General features: G+C 66.0%; 15 protein-coding genes and 1 pseudogene. 5 read left to right on the top strand and 11 right to left on the bottom strand.

Annotated elements, in window-relative coordinates; translation table 11 throughout:
- A pseudogene (locus tag Q0627_RS08425) lies at positions 1-433 on the top strand (IS701 family transposase); the annotation flags it as partial.
- Between the two features lie 75 nt (positions 434-508).
- A complete protein-coding gene (locus Q0627_RS08420; protein WP_291015493.1) occupies positions 509-1882 on the top strand; it encodes a metallopeptidase TldD-related protein in 1374 nt (457 codons plus the stop codon).
- 3 nt (positions 1883-1885) lie between these two features.
- Here Q0627_RS08420 and Q0627_RS08415 read toward each other — a convergent pair whose 3' ends face one another.
- Genes Q0627_RS08415 through puuE form a run of 5 tightly spaced genes read right to left on the bottom strand, consistent with a single transcriptional unit; the run spans position 1886 to position 7447 of the window.
- Positions 1886-2722 carry a DUF4081 domain-containing protein gene (locus tag Q0627_RS08415; RefSeq protein ID WP_291015491.1) on the bottom strand — a complete coding sequence of 279 codons (837 nt, stop codon included), beginning with the start codon at positions 2720-2722 and terminating at the stop codon, positions 1886-1888.
- A 55-nt stretch (positions 2723-2777) separates the two neighbouring features.
- Positions 2778-3989, bottom strand: coding sequence for a flavodoxin-dependent (E)-4-hydroxy-3-methylbut-2-enyl-diphosphate synthase (gene ispG, locus Q0627_RS08410; protein ID WP_291015489.1), 1212 nt, complete (start codon positions 3987-3989; stop codon positions 2778-2780).
- A gap of 58 nt (positions 3990-4047) precedes the next feature.
- Positions 4048-5277, bottom strand: a complete 1230-nt coding sequence (locus Q0627_RS08405; protein WP_291015488.1) for a site-2 protease family protein — start codon at positions 5275-5277, stop codon at positions 4048-4050.
- Positions 5278-5280: 3 nt separating this feature from the next.
- Positions 5281-6450, bottom strand: coding sequence for a 1-deoxy-D-xylulose-5-phosphate reductoisomerase (gene dxr / locus Q0627_RS08400; RefSeq protein ID WP_298808992.1), 1170 nt, complete (start codon positions 6448-6450; stop codon positions 5281-5283).
- Positions 6451-6493: 43 nt separating this feature from the next.
- Positions 6494-7447: an allantoinase PuuE gene (gene puuE, locus Q0627_RS08395; protein ID WP_291015485.1), complete on the bottom strand. Its 954-nt coding sequence runs from the start codon at positions 7445-7447 to the stop codon at positions 6494-6496.
- 168 nt (positions 7448-7615) lie between these two features.
- On the opposite strand from puuE, the gene Q0627_RS08390 reads away from it, so the two are divergent.
- Positions 7616-7891: a DUF2631 domain-containing protein gene (locus tag Q0627_RS08390; protein WP_291015483.1), complete on the top strand. Its 276-nt coding sequence runs from the start codon at positions 7616-7618 to the stop codon at positions 7889-7891.
- A gap of 53 nt (positions 7892-7944) precedes the next feature.
- On the opposite strand, the gene rlmN is transcribed toward Q0627_RS08390, so the two are convergent.
- Entirely contained in the window at positions 7945-9051 is a 1107-nt protein-coding gene (gene rlmN, locus Q0627_RS08385; RefSeq protein ID WP_291015481.1) for a 23S rRNA (adenine(2503)-C(2))-methyltransferase RlmN, read from the bottom strand.
- Positions 9052-9081: 30 nt separating this feature from the next.
- Between rlmN and Q0627_RS08380 the strand changes: the two genes are divergently transcribed.
- On the top strand, positions 9082-9522 hold the full coding sequence (locus Q0627_RS08380) for a LapA family protein (RefSeq protein ID WP_298808986.1): 441 nt from the start codon (positions 9082-9084) through the stop codon (positions 9520-9522).
- Positions 9523-9560: 38 nt separating this feature from the next.
- Here Q0627_RS08380 and Q0627_RS08375 read toward each other — a convergent pair whose 3' ends face one another.
- From Q0627_RS08375 to rpsB, 5 genes are all read right to left on the bottom strand, one after another.
- Positions 9561-10400 (bottom strand): phosphatidate cytidylyltransferase, encoded by an 840-nt coding sequence (locus Q0627_RS08375; protein WP_291015478.1) that lies wholly within the window; start codon positions 10398-10400, stop codon positions 9561-9563.
- Positions 10401-10414: 14 nt separating this feature from the next.
- Positions 10415-10972 carry a ribosome recycling factor gene (gene frr, locus Q0627_RS08370; RefSeq protein ID WP_291015476.1) on the bottom strand — a complete coding sequence of 186 codons (558 nt, stop codon included), beginning with the start codon at positions 10970-10972 and terminating at the stop codon, positions 10415-10417.
- A 57-nt stretch (positions 10973-11029) separates the two neighbouring features.
- The gene (gene pyrH, locus Q0627_RS08365) at positions 11030-11773 is read right to left on the bottom strand and encodes a UMP kinase (protein WP_291015474.1); all 744 of its coding nucleotides are present in this window, start codon (positions 11771-11773) and stop codon (positions 11030-11032) included.
- Between the two features lie 117 nt (positions 11774-11890).
- A complete protein-coding gene (tsf, locus tag Q0627_RS08360; RefSeq protein ID WP_291015472.1) occupies positions 11891-12715 on the bottom strand; it encodes a translation elongation factor Ts in 825 nt (274 codons plus the stop codon).
- A 71-nt stretch (positions 12716-12786) separates the two neighbouring features.
- A complete protein-coding gene (gene rpsB, locus Q0627_RS08355; protein ID WP_298808982.1) occupies positions 12787-13599 on the bottom strand; it encodes a 30S ribosomal protein S2 in 813 nt (270 codons plus the stop codon).
- A gap of 430 nt (positions 13600-14029) precedes the next feature.
- Here rpsB and Q0627_RS08350 point away from each other — a divergent pair, with 430 nt between their 5' ends.
- Entirely contained in the window at positions 14030-14473 is a 444-nt protein-coding gene (locus Q0627_RS08350) for a M23 family metallopeptidase (protein ID WP_298808999.1), read from the top strand.
- Positions 14474-14480 lie beyond the last annotated feature (7 nt).

The following is a 14480-nucleotide window of genomic DNA, read 5'->3' as shown; positions in this document are numbered from 1 at the left end:
GCTGGTGCGCCGCAACGACACCACCGGTGAGCTGGCGTTCTACCGCTGCTACAGCTCCACCCCGGTCCCGTTGGCTGTGTTGGTGAAGGTCGCCGGCCGCCGGTGGACTGTCGAGGAATCGTTCCAGTCCAGCAAAGGCCTGACCGGGCTGGACCAGCACCAAGTACGAACCTGGACCTCCTGGCATCGCTGGACGATCCTGGTCATGCTCGCCCACGCCATCCTGGCGATCACCACCGCCGAACAACGCGCCCACGAAACCACCAACCCCTCATTGATCCGGTTGAGTATCAACGAGTTTCAACGACTACTCAGAGCCGCTACCGTCACCACCGAACACGCCAGCGAGTACTTCCTTCATTGGTCGAAATGGCGGCGTCGACATCAACTTCGAGCACGGATATGCCACCGAAACCGCAGGTCATCGATGTGAAATTACCATCTACGACTGTAGTACTAGGCTAACGGAAGCTAGTAGTAGATAGTCCGCCGACGAAGGATACCGGAGATGGTCAGTGTAACCGACGCAGTCGATTCGGCCCTGGCGCACGCACAGCGGCTCGGGGGCGCGGACGACACGATCGTGATCGTCACCGACAAAGCTGAGGCATCGCTGCGCTGGGCGGGCAACACGATGACCACCAATGGTGAATCGGTGCAACGCATCACGACAGTGGTGTCGATCGTGCGGCGCGGTGCGAGCGCTCACGTCGGCACGGTGACCACCACCGACATCAACCCGGCCGCCGTTGCCGACGTGGTACGCGCGTCGCAGGACGCCGCCCGCTCGGCACCACCGGCGGACGACGCGTTCGCGCTGATCACCGACAGCGGCACGCCCGCGGACTGGGCCGATGCACCGGCAACGACCGGGGCGGACGTATTCGGCGGCATCGCCGGTGCGCTACGCCGCGGTTTCGACGGCCCCGACAAGCTGTACGGTTTCGCCCATCACATCGTCGACACGATCTGGCTGGCCACATCGACCGGTGTGCGGCGTCGTTTCACCCAACCCACCGGATCGGTACAGATCAACGCCAAGCGCGGCGATGCGAGCGCGTGGTCGGGTATCAGCACACCCTGGTTCGACGACGTTCCCGTCGACTCGATGCTCGCCGACCTGTCGACGCGGCTGAATTGGTCGGCGCACACTGCCGAGCTGCCGGCGGGCCGATACGAGACGCTGCTGCCGCCGTCGGCGGTGGCCGACCTGATGTTGTCGCTGAGCTGGGAGATGGCCGGACGCGGCGCGCAGGAAGGACGCACCGCGATGTCGGCGCCCGGTGGCGGAACTCGGGTGGGCGAGAAACTCACCGATCTGGGCCTGACACTCAGTTCCGACCCGACCGCACCCGGCCTGGAATGTGAGCCGTTCGTGGTCTCCGCGGCATCGTCGGAGATGGCGTCGGTGTTCGACAACGGTCTCGACATCGGGCGCGTCGACTGGATCCGGGACGGGATGATCGACACCCTGGCCTATCCCCGTGCGGCGGCGGTCGAGTTCGGTGCCGCACCGGCCGCAGGATGCTCGAACCTGCTGATGACGGGCGGCGATGCGACGCTGGAGGAGATGATCGCGGCCACCGAACGGGGTCTGCTGCTGACCACGCTCTGGTACATCCGCGAGGTCGACCCCACCACCGCGCTACTCACCGGGCTGACCCGCGACGGCGTGTATCTGATCGAGGACGGCACGGTGAGCGCCGCGGTCAACAACTTCCGGTTCAACGAATCGCCGCTGGATCTGTTGCGCCGCACCACACAGGCCGGGGTCAGCGAGATCACCCTGCCGCGCGAATGGTCGGACTGGGCCACCAGGACACGGATGCCGCCGCTGCGCATCCCCGACTTCAACATGTCGTCGGTGAGTCAGGCGCAGTAGTCGTCAGTCGATGAGGACCGTCGCGAATGTTCCGACCTCGACGAAACCGATACGCCGGTAGGCCGCCCGTGCAGGGGTGTTGAAACTGTTCACGTACAGGCTGGCCGTCCGGCCGTCGGCGATGATCGCCTGCGCGACCGCGGCCGTACCCGCCGCACCCAGTCCCTCACCGCGACGCTGCGGATCCACCCACACGCCCTGGATCTGCCCGACGACCCGGGACATCGACCCGACCTCGGCCTTGAACACCACCTGGCCGTCCTCGAAGCGTGCGAACACCCGGTTCGCCGTGATGAGTGATGACAACCGGCGCCGATACGAGACACCACCATCACCGGCCCGCGGATCGACGCCGACCTCACCGATGAACATGTCGATGGCCGCGGGGAGGTAGGCGTCGAGGTCGTCGAGCGTGACCAGCCGCACCGCCGGATCCGGCGGTATCGCCGGTTCCCCGTCGAGCGCCATCAGCGGCTGATCCGGCCGCACCTCCCGGGCCGGGCCCCATTCGGACTCGAGGTCGCCCCACAGCGACGCCACCAGATCGGCGGGGCCCACGATCGACGAACAGGCACGCGGCCGTGACATCGCGCGATCGGCGAAGTAACTCATGTCCGAACGCGAACCGAGCAGCGGAATGAGGTTGGCACCGGAAAAGCACAGCGATGTCGACGGATGATCGGCAGTCCACAGCGAACCACCCAGCAGCCGGGGATTGAGTCCGTGCACCTCGCACCGCGCTGCCACCATGCACATCGGCACCGGATCGGAGGCGAGGACGTCGGCCACCACGACCGCATCACGAAGGCCGAGTGGTCGATGTCCCACCACGTTCAGCACGACAACTCCTCTGTGCTGGATCCCTGCGGCCCAGCGCCTCCTCACGCCCGGCAGATCACATGACCGTGACCACCGGCGGACCGGATTCTCCGTCCACACCAGTTTGCCCGGATTCCTCCGCAATGCGCAGGGCTTCGTCGATCAATGTCTCGACAATCTGCGATTCGGGCACCGTCTTGATGACCTCGCCCTTGACGAAGATCTGCCCCCTGCCGTTTCCGGACGCCACGCCGAGGTCGGCTTCCCTGGCCTCGCCCGGACCGTTGACCACACAACCCATCACCGCGACCCGCAACGGAACCTCCATACCTTCCAGGCCGGCGGTCACCTCGTTGGCGAGTTTGTAGACGTCAACCTGCGCACGGCCGCACGACGGGCAGGACACGATCTCCAGTTTGCGGGGACGCAGGTTCAGCGACTGCAGGATCGCATCACCGACCTTGATCTCCTCGGCAGGCGGCGCCGACAACGACACCCGGATCGTGTCGCCGATGCCCTCGGACAGCAGAGCGCCGAACGCGACCGCCGACTTGATGGTGCCCTGGAACGCCGGGCCCGCCTCTGTGACACCGAGGTGCAGCGGGTAGTCGCACTGGGCGGCGAGCTGCCGGTATGCCTCCACCATGATCACCGGGTCGTTGTGTTTGACCGAGATCTTGATGTCGCCGAAGCCGTATTCCTCGAACAGGCTCGCCTCCCACAGCGCCGACTCGACGAGCGCCTCAGGCGTCGCCTTGCCGTATTTCTCCATCAGCCGCTTGTCCAGCGATCCGGCGTTGACGCCGATCCGGATGGGAATGCCGGCCTCGCCGGCGGCCTTGGCGACCTCCTTGACGCGGCCGTCGAACTCCTTGATGTTGCCGGGGTTCACCCGCACCGCGGCGCAACCGGCGTCGATGGCGGCGAAGATGTACTTGGGCTGGAAGTGGATGTCGGCGATCACCGGGATGTTGGCCTTGCGGGCGATCTCCGGCAGTGCGTCGGCATCCTCCTGACGCGGGCACGCCACACGTACGATGTCGCAACCCGATGCGGTGAGCTGGGCGATCTGCTGCAGCGTGGCGTTGACGTCGTGAGTCTTGGTGGTGCACATCGATTGGACCGAGATCGGGTGATCGCTGCCCACGCCGACCTGTCCGACCATGATCTGGCGCGTCTTGCGGCGGGGTGCCAGCACGGGCGGCGGCGCCGGTGGCATACCGAGCCCGATCGCCATCGGGCCACTGCCCGGTGCTGCCGGTACTCCTTGCGCGACTGGGGCGTTCATGTCTTTCACCTTCTGCTGGGCTGCTGCGTTGGACGTGGTGCCGGGGACTGGAGTCCGGTCACCACAACCGGATCGGATTGATGATGTCGGCGGTCACGGTCAGCACCATGAACGCTCCCATCACGATGACCACCGCGTAGGTCAACGGCATCAACTTCATGTAGTCCACGGGGCCGCCCTCGGCACGGCCCATCCACCGGCGCACCGTGTCCCGGCACTTCTCGTACCCGACGATGGCCATATGTCCACCGTCCAATGGTAGTAGCGGCACCAGATTGAACGCCCCCAGGAAGAAGTTGATGGTGATCAAAAGCATGAAGAACACGCTCCACGCGCCGCGTTCGGCGGCCTCGCCACCCATCGCCGACGCCCCGTACACACTGACCGGGGTGTCCTCGCCACGCGGGCCGCCCGTCACCGCCGTCCACAGATCGTCGATTTTCGACGGCAGCGACAGCAACGCATCCCACGTCGCCTTCGCCAGGTGCCCGGTGAACTCGAACGTGCCCGGAATCGCCGTCAGCGGGTTGTATTCGAGCGGTCCGATCGGGTCCGGACGGGTCAGCGTCACCCCGATCGCGCCGACCGTGACGCTCTTGAGAGTCCCGTTGGAGGTCCGCATCTTGCGTTCGACCTGCGTCACCGGGATCTGCAGCGTCAGCGTCTGGTCATCGCGCTGCACCTGCACCGACGCGGTACCCGTGGTGCGTTGCGTCGTCGTGATCAGGTCACTGTTGTTGTCGACGGCCTCGCCGTTGATCGCCACGATCCGGTCGCCGGGCCGCAGACCGGCCGCCTCGGCGGGAGCCGCACCCGAACACGGCAGCAACTCACCCGCCGCGTCCGTGGCCGACGCCACACAGCTGACCTTCTCCACGTACACCGGCGCGTGGTCGGCGTCGTCGCGCAGATTCGGCAGGCCCGCCAGTACTGCGACGAAGTAGATGAGGACGAAACCCAGGACGAAGTTCTGCGCGGGACCGGCCAGCAACACCACGAACCGCTTCCACGGCTTCTGCCGGAACATCGCGCGGTCGCGTTCGTCGTCGGCGAGTTCGTCGTACGGAGTCATGCCGGCGATGTCGCAGAACCCGCCGAACGGCAGCGCCTTTACCCCGTACTCGGTCTCACCCCGCCGCACCGACCACAGTGTGGGCCCGAAGCCGACGAAGTAGCGCCGGACCTTCATCCCGGTGGCCTGCGCCGCCCACATGTGGCCGCACTCGTGCCAGGCCACCGACAGCACCAGGGCGAGGGCGAACAGCACCACGCCGAACGCGAACATCACGAATCAAACTCCATCAGCGCGGGCCGAGACCAGCCGTGCGGCACGATCGCGGGCCCACCGATCAGCGGCGAATACCTCGTCCACACTACCGGGCGCGGCACGCCACTGATCTGCGTCGTCGATCACGTGGGCCACCGTCTCGACGATCTGCGGGAACCGCAGCACACCGTCGAAAAAGCCCTGTGCGGCCACCTCGTTCGCGGCATTGAACACCGCGGTCAGGCTGCCACCGGCCTTGCCTGCACGGCGCGCGACATCGATCGCCGGGAACACCTCATTGTCGACGGGCTCGAACGTCCATTGCGACGCCGTCGAGAAATCACAGGCCGCCGACGCGCCCGGAACCCGGTCCGGCCAGCCCAGGGCCAGCGCGATCGGCAGCTTCATCGACGGAGGCGACGCCTTCGCGATCGTCGCACCGTCGACGAACGTCACCATCGAATGCACGATCGACTGCGGATGTACCGTCACATCGATGCGGTCGTAGGGCACATCGAACAGCAGATGTGCCTCGATCACCTCCAGCGCCTTGTTCACCAGGGTCGCCGAATTCAGCGTGATCATCGGCCCCATTGACCACGTCGGATGCTTGCCCGCCTGCTCCGGAGTGACATGTTCGACGTCCTCGCGGGACCAGCCGCGAAACGGTCCCCCCGACGCCGTCAGCACCAGCCGCGACACCTCGCCGGCACTGCCTCCGCGCAAACACTGCGCGATCGCCGAATGCTCCGAATCAACCGGCACGATCTGCCCCGGCGCCGCCGCATCGAGCACCAGCGCACCACCGGCCACCAGTGACTCCTTGTTGGCCAGCGCCAACCGGGCGCCCGAGCGCAGCGCCGCCAGACTCGGCGCCAAACCGATCGATCCGACGATCCCGTTCAGCACCACATCCGCATCCGCGGCATCGATCAGATCCACCATCGCATCGGCACCGACGTGCACACCCGCACCGATCCCGGCGACCAGGTCACGCCCGGCGGACTCGTCGGCGACTGCGACGCGGCCCGCCAACAACCCCAGGTCGGCGACCTGCTTGCGCAGTAGATCGAGATTGCCGCCACCCGCCCCGACGCCGACCACCTCGAACCGATCAGGATTGGCCGCGATCACCTCCAGCGCCTGAACGCCGATCGAACCCGTCGAGCCGAGGATGAGTACACGTATGGTCACCGGACCATTGTGAACCACCCGAGAGGCGAACTGACCGACAGCGCTACCCCGCCGGATGCACCGACCGCCAATGGTCGGCGATATCGATGCGCCGCGTGATCCATACATCGTCGTGCGACTGCACGTGATCGAGGAACCGTTCCAGACTCGCCAGCCGCGCCGGGCGACCGACCAGCCGGCAGTGCAGGCCCACCGACAGCATCTTCGGCGCACCCTCCTGGCCCTCCCGGTACAGCACGTCGAACGCGTCCCTCAGGTGTGCGAAGAACTGTTCACCCGACGGGAAACCACCCGGTGACGAGAACCTCATGTCGTTGGTGTCCAGCGTGTACGGCACCACCAGATGATCGACCAGCGCTCCCTGACTCGGCACCTTCACCCAGTACGGCAGATCGTCGGCGTAACTGTCGGAGTCGTAGGCGAACCCACCCTGCTCGACGACCAGCCGTCGCGTATGCGGAGAATCCCGGCCCGTGTACCAGCCGCGGGGTCGCTCCCCCGTGATCTCGGTCAGCAACTCCAGCGCCGCCACCATGTGCTCACGCTCGATCTCCTGATCGACCAACTGATAACTCAGCCAGCGATACCCATGACAGGCGATCTCGTGCCCCTTTTCGACGAACGCCGCCGCCACCTCGGGATTGCGTGCCATCGCCTGCGCCACCGCGAAGATCGTCAACGGCAGACCCCGGCGCTCGAACGTCCGCAGGACCCGCCACACACCCGCCCGCGATCCGTATTCGTACAACGACTCCATGCTCATGTGCCGATTCGGAAACGATTGTGCACCAACCATTTCCGACAAGAAAGTCTCGCTCCCCCGATCGTTCTCCAACACATTGTTCTCCGCCCCCTCCTCATAGTTGAGGACGAATTGCACCGCCACCTTCGCGCCGCCCGGCCACCGCGGATCAGGCGGCGTCCGCCCGTACCCCACCATGTCGCGGGGATAGTTCTCGTTTCGATAGTCGGCCAGAGATCGGGTGGTCTGATACATGGCCGCATTCTGTCACCAAGACCGCACCACGTCGCGGTGAGACGATCGCGCACGGCGCAGGTGAGACGATCGCGCACGGCGCAGGTGAGAAGGTCGCGCACCGGCCGGCAAGCGGTACCGCTATGCTGATCGAGAACTACTACCCCACGTCGTCGGTAAGGAGCAGCTGTGGCAAGCACCGAGGTTGAACACGAACACGTCGACACCGGCTGGACCCGTGAACCCGCCGACGCCCCCTCGGCCCGATTCGGCTGGCACGCCAAACCCAAGCGGTTCTACTTCATACTCGGCTGGGCCTCCGTCGGCTTCCTTCTCTTCATGGGATTCGTCGGCAACCACCGAGGCGAAGTCGAAGAACTCTGGTCGGTCGGCGTCGCCGCCTGCATCGCCGTCTTCCTCATCCGCGGCATGTTCTTCAACCGCGACCCCAAATGGGTGCCGTAGTCCTGTACCCATAACCCGGCGCCCACCTGCCTGATGCGGGTGGGCGCATTTGGCTATCGTTCCTCGGCGGCCAGTTGACCGCAGGCGGCGGCTATCTCTTGGCCTCGGGTGTCGCGGACGGTGCAGGAGACGCCCTGTTCCTGTACTCGGCGGACAAACTCGCGCTCTGCCGGTTTCGGGCTCGCATCCCACTTCGAGCCCGGGGTCGGGTTCAGCGGGATGAGGTTGACATGGGCCTTCGTGCCGAGTGCCTTGTGCAGCTTCTTGCCCAGCATGTCCGCGCGCCACGGCTGATCGTTGATATCCCGGATCAAGGCATACTCGATGGACACCCGGCGACCGCTGGAATCGGCATAGTAGCGCGCGGCCTCCAGCACCTCGGCGACCGACCACCGGTTGTTGACCGGAACGAGCGTGTCGCGCAGCTCGTCGTCGGGGGTGTGCAACGACACCGCGAGGGTCACCGGAATACCCTCGTCGGCCAGCTTCCTGATCGCAGGCGCCAGACCCACCGTCGACACCGTCACCGACCGCGCCGAGATCCCAAGGCCCTCGGGTGCCGGTGAGGTGATCTGGCGGACCGCGCTCACCACCCGCTTGTAGTTGGCCAGCGGCTCGCCCATCCCCATGAACACCACATTCGACAACCGGCCGGGCTCCCCGAACTCGCCGTCTCGCAGGGTGCGGGCCGCGGCACGAACCTGATCGACGATCTCGGCCGTCGACAGATTGCGGTCCAGACCGCCCTGCCCGGTGGCACAGAACGGGCACGCCATGCCGCATCCGGCCTGGCTTGAGATGCACAACGTGTTGCGGTCGGTGTACCGCATCAGCACGCTTTCGAGCAGTGTTCCGTCGTGCAGGCGCCACAGTGTCTTGCGGGTGCTGCCGTCGTCGCAGCTGATCTGCCGTATCGGCGTCAGCAGGGTCGGGAACAGCGAATCTCCGACGGCCTGCCGGGCTGCGGCCGGCACGTCGGTCATCTCGGCGACGTCACCGTTCAGCCTGCTGTAGTACTGGCGTGCCAGTTGATTGACCCGGAACTTGGGCAGTCCGAGCTCCGCTGCCGCCGCGATCCGCTGTTCCGGATCGAGGTCGGCGAAATGTTTCGGCGGCAACCCGCGCTTGGGTGCGTCGAACACGAGCGGTAAAGAGGACATTTGAGCATTGTCTCATGCAATCATGGCCGGATGAGCACCTCAGATCCGCTGCACAAAGGCCGGCGCCCCGCCCCGCAGGACCAGTACGACATACCCGGCGACCCGGAACCGGCCACCGGCGGAACCCCGGTACCCGACCCCGAGATTCCCGCGTCGCCGGTCGGTGGCACCTCCCGCCGCGGGAAGCATAGCGGTGAAGCGATCGCCGGCGAGGTCCGCCACACCCGCACAAGCGCCGCCTGGGCCGGAATGATCATCGGTTCGGCACTCGGCATACTGCTGCTGATCTTCATCCTGCAGAATCTCAGCTCGCAGCAGATCTGGCTGCTGTTCTGGCAGGTCAACCTGCCCGTCGGCATCAGCCTGCTCATCGCCGCCATCGCTGGTGCGCTGGTCACCGCGCTCATCGGCGGTCTGCGCATGTTCCAGCTCAACCGGGCACTGACCAAGGCGTCCAAAGCCGACCACTGATCGCCGGCCGCGGCTCGAGGGCTGTCAGATCGGAAACGTCACAGCAGTGCCGTCAGCACCGCCCACACCACGAACGCCGACGGCAGCAGCGAGTCGAGCCGATCCATGATCCCGCCGTGGCCGGGCAGCAGCGTGCCCATGTCCTTGATGCCCAGATCACGCTTGACCTGCGATTCGACGAGATCGCCGAGCGTGGCGCAAATCACCAGGACCGGACCGAGAACGGCACCGACCCACCAGTGGGCGTCGAGCAGGAACAGGGCGCAGCACACGGCACCCACCGTTCCGACAGTGAGTGACCCGGCCAGGCCTTCCCACGACTTCTTGGGACTGATCGCGGGCGCCATCGGATGCTTGCCGAACAGCACACCTGCCGCATAGCCGCCCACATCGGAGCACACGACGACGACCATCAGCGTCGCCACCCGGGCGGCGCCGTCGGATTCGGTGACGATCAGGGCGCCGAACGCGGCCAGCACCGGCAGCCACGCCATCACCAGCACCGTCACGGACAGTCCGCGCAGATAGTCCTTGGGTGCGGCGCTGAGCCCTTGGGCGAGCAGCTTCCATACCATCGACACCAGGACCGTGGTCACCGCCGCCACCAGGATGCCCGTGGTCCCCCACGGCCATCCCGACCAGATGATGGCCTGACCACCGATCAGCAGCGGCCAGAACGCGATTCCGATCCCGCCGTCGCGCAGTCGCTGGGCGATCTCCCAAGTCGCGATCGCCAGCGCGACCGAGACGACGCCGTACCAGATCCGCGGCTCGAAGACGAGGATCGCGATGATACCGGCGCCCAGTGTGACGCCGACCCCGATCGCGGCCGGCAGGTCACGCCCGGCCCGTGAGGTCTTCTTTGGCTTTGTACTCATCGGGTAAGTTGCGCTCACACCTCGAGCAATTCGTTCTCTTTATGTTTCACCAGCTCGTCGACCTGGCCGACATACAACGCCGTGGTCTTGTCGAGCTCCTTCTCTGCGCGCACCACCTCGTCCTCACCGGCCTCGCCGTCCTTCTGGATGCGTTTGAGCTCGTCGACGGCCTTGCGCCGGACGTTGCGGATCGAGACCTTGGCGTCCTCGCCCTTGGCCTTGGCCTGCTTCACCAGATCCTTGCGACGGTCCTCGGTGAGCTGTGGGATGACCACCCGGATCACGTTGCCGTCGTTGGTGGGGTTCACGCCCAGGTCGGAGTTGCGTATCGCGGTCTCGATGTCCCGCAGACTCGATGGCTCGTAAGGCTTGATGACAACCAGGCGTGGCTCGGGCGTGTTGATACTGGCGACCTGGGTGATCGGGGTGAGCGCACCGTAGTACTCGATATGCACCTTGTTGAACATGGCCGGGTTGGCCCGTCCGGTCCGGATGGACCCCATGTCGTCCTTGGCGACGCCGACGGCCTTCTCCATCTTCTCCTCGGCGTCGAATAACGCGTCGTCAATCATGTTGTCAGGTTCTCCTCGTGATGTGCTGATCTCGTCGTCGTGTGCGGGTGCGGCGAGTCAGTCGGTGCTGACGAGCGTTCCGATGCGCTCGCCCGCGACGGCACGTGCAATGTTGCCTTGTTCGAGCAGGTTGAACACCAGCATCGGCATCTTATTGTCCATACAGAGACTGAAAGCGGTCGCATCGGCCACCTTGAGCTGCTTCTCCAACGCCTCGCGGTGCGTGATCTCGCGGTAGAGGGTCGCGTCCGGGTTCTCGCGCGGGTCGGCGCTGTACACCCCGTCGACGGCCTTGGCCATCAGGACCACCTCGGCTTTGATCTCCAGGGCGCGCTGGGCGGCGGTGGTATCGGTGGAGAAGTACGGCATGCCCATGCCAGCCCCGAAGATCACCACGCGTCCCTTCTCCAGGTGCCGCTGGGCACGCAGCGGAAGGTACGGCTCGGCGACCTGCCCCATGGTGATCGCCGTCTGCACCCGGGTGCTGACGCCACGCTTTTCCAGGAAGTCCTGCAACGCCAGGCAATTCATGACGGTGCCGAGCATGCCCATGTAGTCGGAGCGGGAGCGGTCCAGGCCACGCTGCTGCAGTTCGGCGCCGCGGAAGAAGTTTCCGCCGCCGATGACCACCGCGACCTGTGCTCCGGTGCGCACGACGTCGGCGATCTGGTCGGCGACCATCGCCACCACGTCGGGGTCGAGTCCGACACCACCGCCGCCGAACATCTCACCACCGAGCTTGAGCAGTACCCGGCTGTAACCGTGCCGTTCGGAGTGCGCGCTGTCGGTGCCGTCGGTCATCTGCGTCCTCTGCTCGGTGTGATGGTCCCCGATCATCTTAGAGGTGCCCGAACACGACGATGGCCCCGCACCCATCGCTGAGGATGAGCACGGGGCCGTCGCAGGAGATAGGTGAAACTAGCTCTGGCCGACCTCGAAGCGGGTGAAGGTCACGACGGTGGCACCGGCCTCGTCGAGAACGTTCTTGACCGTCTTCTTGGAGTCCTTGACATACGCCTGGTCGATGAGGACGACGTCCTTGTAGAAGCCGTTGACGCGGCCTTCGACGATCTTCGGCAGCGCCTGCTCGGGCTTGCCCTCGGCCTTGGCGGTCTCCTCGGCGATGCGTCGCTCGTTCTCGACGACGTCGGCGGGCACCTGGTCGCGGGTCGCGTAGCGCGCCTTGAGGGCGGCGACCTGCTGAGCGGCATTGCGAGCGGCCTCGGCCGCGGCGTCGCCCTCACCGGTGTACGACACCAGCACGCCGACGCCCGGAGGCAGATCCGAGGCGCGCTTGTGCAGGTAGACCGCGACGGGGCCGTCGTAGTAGGCGACGCGGCGCAGTTCGAGCTTCTCGCCGATCTTGGCGGCCAGTGCCTGCACGGTGTCGTTGACGGTGCCGTCACCCAGCGGGGACGCCTTCAGAGCCTCGACATCACTGGTCTTGGCGGCCAGCGCGGCGTCGAGCACCTTGTCGGCGAGTTCCTGGAACTCGGCGTTCTTGGCGACGAAGTCGGTCTCCGAGTTGAGCTCGATCATCACGCCGCCCTTGGCGGCGACCAGGCCCTCGGCGGTAGACCGCTCGGCGCGCTTGCCGACGTCCTTGGCGCCCTTGATACGCAGTTCCTCGACGGCCTTGTCGAAGTCGCCGTCGTTGTTGGCCAGTGCGTTCTTGCAGGCCATCATGCCGGAGCCGGTGAGCTCGCGAAGTCGCTTCACGTCGGCGGCAGTGTAGTTCGCCATCGTCGGCGAGCCTCCTTCTAGGTCAATTCGTGGGTGGAAACACTGGGCCGGGATCGGCCGGCCCGGTCATTTCACTGAGCGGCAGGTGCGGCCTCGGCCTCGGCGGGGGGGGGGGGCTGGCTGAGCAGCTCCTGCTCCCACTCGGCGAGCGGCTCACCGGCAGCGGCTTCCGGTTTGGCATCGCCGGCTGCCTGGCCCGCGCGGGCCTGCACACCTTCGGCGACGGCCGAGGCGACCACGCGGGTCAGCAGGGCGGCGCTGCGGATGGCGTCGTCGTTACCCGGGATCGGGTAGTCGACGAGGTCGGGGTCGCAGTTGGTGTCGAGGATGGCGATCACCGGGATGTTGAGCTTGCGGGCCTCGCCGACGGCGATGTGCTCCTTGTTGGTGTCGACGACCCAGATGGCCGAGGGCACCTTGGCCATGTCACGGATACCGCCGAGGGTGCGCTCGAGCTTGTTCTTCTCACGCGTGAGCATGAGGATTTCCTTCTTGGTGCGACCCTCGAAACCACCGGTCTGCTCCATGGCCTCGAGTTCCTTCATGCGCTGCAGGCGCTTGTGGACGGTCGAGAAGTTGGTGAGCATGCCACCGAGCCAGCGCTGGTTGACGTACGGCATGCCAACGCGGGTGGCCTCGGCGGCGATGGATTCCTGAGCCTGCTTCTTGGTGCCGACGAACAGGATGGTGCCACCGTGGGCGACGGTCTCCTTGACGAATTCGTACGCCTTGTCGATGAAGGTCAGCGTCTGCTGCAGGTCGATGATGTAGATGCCGTTGCGGTCGGTGAAGATGAACCGCTTCATCTTGGGATTCCACCGGCGGGTCTGGTGCCCGAAGTGTGCGCCGCTGTCCAGCAGCTGCTTCATTGTCACGACAGCCATGTCGTCACTTCCTTTATGTTGCAGTTGATACCGACTCCGGGTGGGGCCGGCCCTGGCATCCGCGACCGCGTGGACCCTGCACGAGGGCAGGGACCGCCACGCGATACGGCGGCCCGGCGTGATCCGGGCGACGTGCGGACGCGCGAAGTCACCCCACCGACGTGGTGAGATGCGGCACCGACTCTACGCCGGATGCCTATCAGAACCAAAAGCGTTATCCCCAGACCTCGGGGCACGTGGTCCGATCAGAGGAAATTCCGGAAGATCTTCACCACCGATGGAACCGAATAGGTCCGGGCTGCGTCTGATCCCTATGCCGGCCATCCATACGCACGACGCGTTGCTCCCCCGATACGCCGTCCGCACCATCGTCATCGTCATCGTGGCGGTGGTTGCGGCGTCCTTCGTCGTTTCCGGTTCCGCCGCTGCCATGGCAGCACCGCCGGCGGACGCGGCGGGCCATCGTCCGCCCCTGCCACCCACCCCGACCGTGGTCACCGTGTTCGCGGTCGGCGAACAGCGCTGGTCACAGGGCCATCGCGGCATCGACCTGAGCGCCCCGGCCGGTACCGCGGTCGTTGCCTCGGCTGCCGGGATCGTGCGTCATGCGGGCGATGTCGCGGGGCGTCCGGTGGTGTCGATCCTGCATCCCGACGGACTCATCACCACCTACGAACCGGTACAGCCCACTGTGCGCCGCGGCGATCACGTCGCTCGGGGCGAGTCGATCGGGATCCTCGAAGCCGGTCACGACTCATGCCCGGACACGACCTGTCTGCATTGGGGCGCACGGCGAGGCTCCGGACATTCGGCCGGCTACATCGATCCGCTCGGCCTGCTCGGGGCGGTACGCGTCCGGCTCAAACCACTATGAGCGACAG

This window comes from uncultured Gordonia sp., assembly GCF_937858515.1.
GTDB lineage: Bacteria > Actinomycetota > Actinomycetes > Mycobacteriales > Mycobacteriaceae > Gordonia.
This window is presented reverse-complemented; position numbering and strand designations above follow the sequence as displayed.

Coding starts and splice junctions, on each gene's coding strand:
- Q0627_RS08420 (WP_291015493.1), top strand. CDS start 509: ATGGTCAGTGTAACCGACGCAGTCGATTCGGCCCTGGCGCACGCACAG.
- ispG (WP_291015489.1), bottom strand. CDS start 3,989: ATGAACGCCCCAGTCGCGCAAGGAGTACCGGCAGCACCGGGCAGTGGC.
- puuE (WP_291015485.1), bottom strand. CDS start 7,447: ATGTATCAGACCACCCGATCTCTGGCCGACTATCGAAACGAGAACTAT.
- rlmN (WP_291015481.1), bottom strand. CDS start 9,051: ATGTCCTCTTTACCGCTCGTGTTCGACGCACCCAAGCGCGGGTTGCCG.
- Q0627_RS08380 (WP_298808986.1), top strand. CDS start 9,082: ATGAGCACCTCAGATCCGCTGCACAAAGGCCGGCGCCCCGCCCCGCAG.
- Q0627_RS08375 (WP_291015478.1), bottom strand. CDS start 10,400: ATGAGTACAAAGCCAAAGAAGACCTCACGGGCCGGGCGTGACCTGCCG.
- frr (WP_291015476.1), bottom strand. CDS start 10,972: ATGATTGACGACGCGTTATTCGACGCCGAGGAGAAGATGGAGAAGGCC.
- pyrH (WP_291015474.1), bottom strand. CDS start 11,773: ATGACCGACGGCACCGACAGCGCGCACTCCGAACGGCACGGTTACAGC.
- tsf (WP_291015472.1), bottom strand. CDS start 12,715: ATGGCGAACTACACTGCCGCCGACGTGAAGCGACTTCGCGAGCTCACC.
- rpsB (WP_298808982.1), bottom strand. CDS start 13,599: ATGGCTGTCGTGACAATGAAGCAGCTGCTGGACAGCGGCGCACACTTC.
- Q0627_RS08350 (WP_298808999.1), top strand. CDS start 14,030: ATGGCAGCACCGCCGGCGGACGCGGCGGGCCATCGTCCGCCCCTGCCA.